Here is a 1,228-nt window from a genome sequence, read left to right on the forward strand (position 1 = left end):
CGTCAGGCCACGTTTGCCCTCTTCACGATCCGGCGTAGTCGAGGGTTGTCGGTGTTGCGGTTTCGCCAGGCGATGTAGCGGCGGATCATGCCGCCCTGCTCGCGGTGATCGGCGTGGTCGGTGCCGTTGAGGGTGAACTCCCGCAGTGCGGTGAACTGGGCCTCGATGCGGTTCAACCATGAGGAATTGGTCGGCGTGTAGGCGATCTCGACATTGTTGGCCTCCGCCCACTCGCCGACCCGCTTGTCCTTCTTCGTCGTCAGATGCGGGCTGAAGTTGTCGCAGATGATCGCGATTCGCACGTCCAGCGGATAGAGGCTACGCAGGTAGCGGCAGAACTCCAGGAACTCCCCGCGTCGCTTGCGCTTCTTGATATGCCCGTACATCTTGTTCCTGCCCAGGTCCAAGGCGGCGAACAGGTGGCGCACTCCTTGGGTGCGGGTGTAGGTGGCGCGCATGCGTGGCCGTGGCTCCCGTTCGGGGTCCTTGCCCTTTCCTCCGGCTGCGCTCCACTGCTGGCCGGGGCGGGGCTGCAGGTTGAGCGGCCCGAACTCGTCCATACAGAAGATCGCGGCAGGTTCCCCGGCGTCGGGGATGACGTGGCCGTCGGCGATCGTGTACAGGTGCTCGACCCGGGCCTTTTGACCGCGTAGTCGGGGTCACGGGATGCCTTCCAGGTCTTTATGGCTTGAAAGGACACCATTTCCGCACGTAGAAGCTCGCGCAGGCCCTCATGGCCGATGTCCTCGACCACCCCCTCGGCTACCAGGAAGTCGGCCAGTTTGGTCAGGCTCCACCGGGAGAACGGCAGGCCGTGTTCGGCGGGCTTGGACTTGGCGATCTTCTTGATCTCGACTCGCTCGGGCAGGGTGAACTTCGGCTGCCGCCCTCCCCTGTACTTGGGATACAGCGACTCAAACCCGTCGGCGTTGAAGTTGTGGATCACATCACGGACGCGGTCTTCGCTGGTGAAGGCCAGTTCTGCGATCTTCTGGATGGTCATGCCCTGGGCCGACCACAGCACCATTTGGGCCCGTCGCCAGGTCACCACCGAGCCGGTGCCTCGCCGGACGATCCGCAGCAGCCGGTTTCCTTCATCGTCATCGATCTCGCGTACGCGAACCCGTTCAGCCACCCAAAGAGTCTGAAACGATCCCGCCGATCGAGGTGGGACCTCGATCGGCGTGTCACCGCGAAACAGGGCAAACGTGATCGGTTACGGCACTAG

General features: G+C 63.4%; 1 protein-coding gene and 1 pseudogene. Both read right to left on the minus strand.

The window, feature by feature from the left end:
* Positions 1–2: 2 nt before the first annotated feature.
* Complete coding sequence (locus Acor_RS42950) at positions 3–560, minus strand: transposase (RefSeq protein WP_218034034.1); 558 nt, start codon at positions 558–560, stop codon at positions 3–5.
* Between the two features lie 212 nt (positions 561–772).
* Positions 773–1,027, minus strand: a pseudogene (locus tag Acor_RS46085) (helix-turn-helix domain-containing protein); the annotation flags it as partial.
* Positions 1,028–1,228 lie beyond the last annotated feature (201 nt).

The sequence above is a fragment of the Acrocarpospora corrugata genome (assembly GCF_009687845.1).
In the GTDB taxonomy this organism is placed as follows: Bacteria; Actinomycetota; Actinomycetes; order Streptosporangiales; family Streptosporangiaceae; genus Acrocarpospora; species Acrocarpospora corrugata.

Excerpts from the sequence above, each read along its gene's own strand:
- Acor_RS42950 (WP_218034034.1), bottom strand. The coding sequence starts at position 560 with ATGGACGAGTTCGGGCCGCTCAACCTGCAGCCCCGCCCCGGCCAGCAG.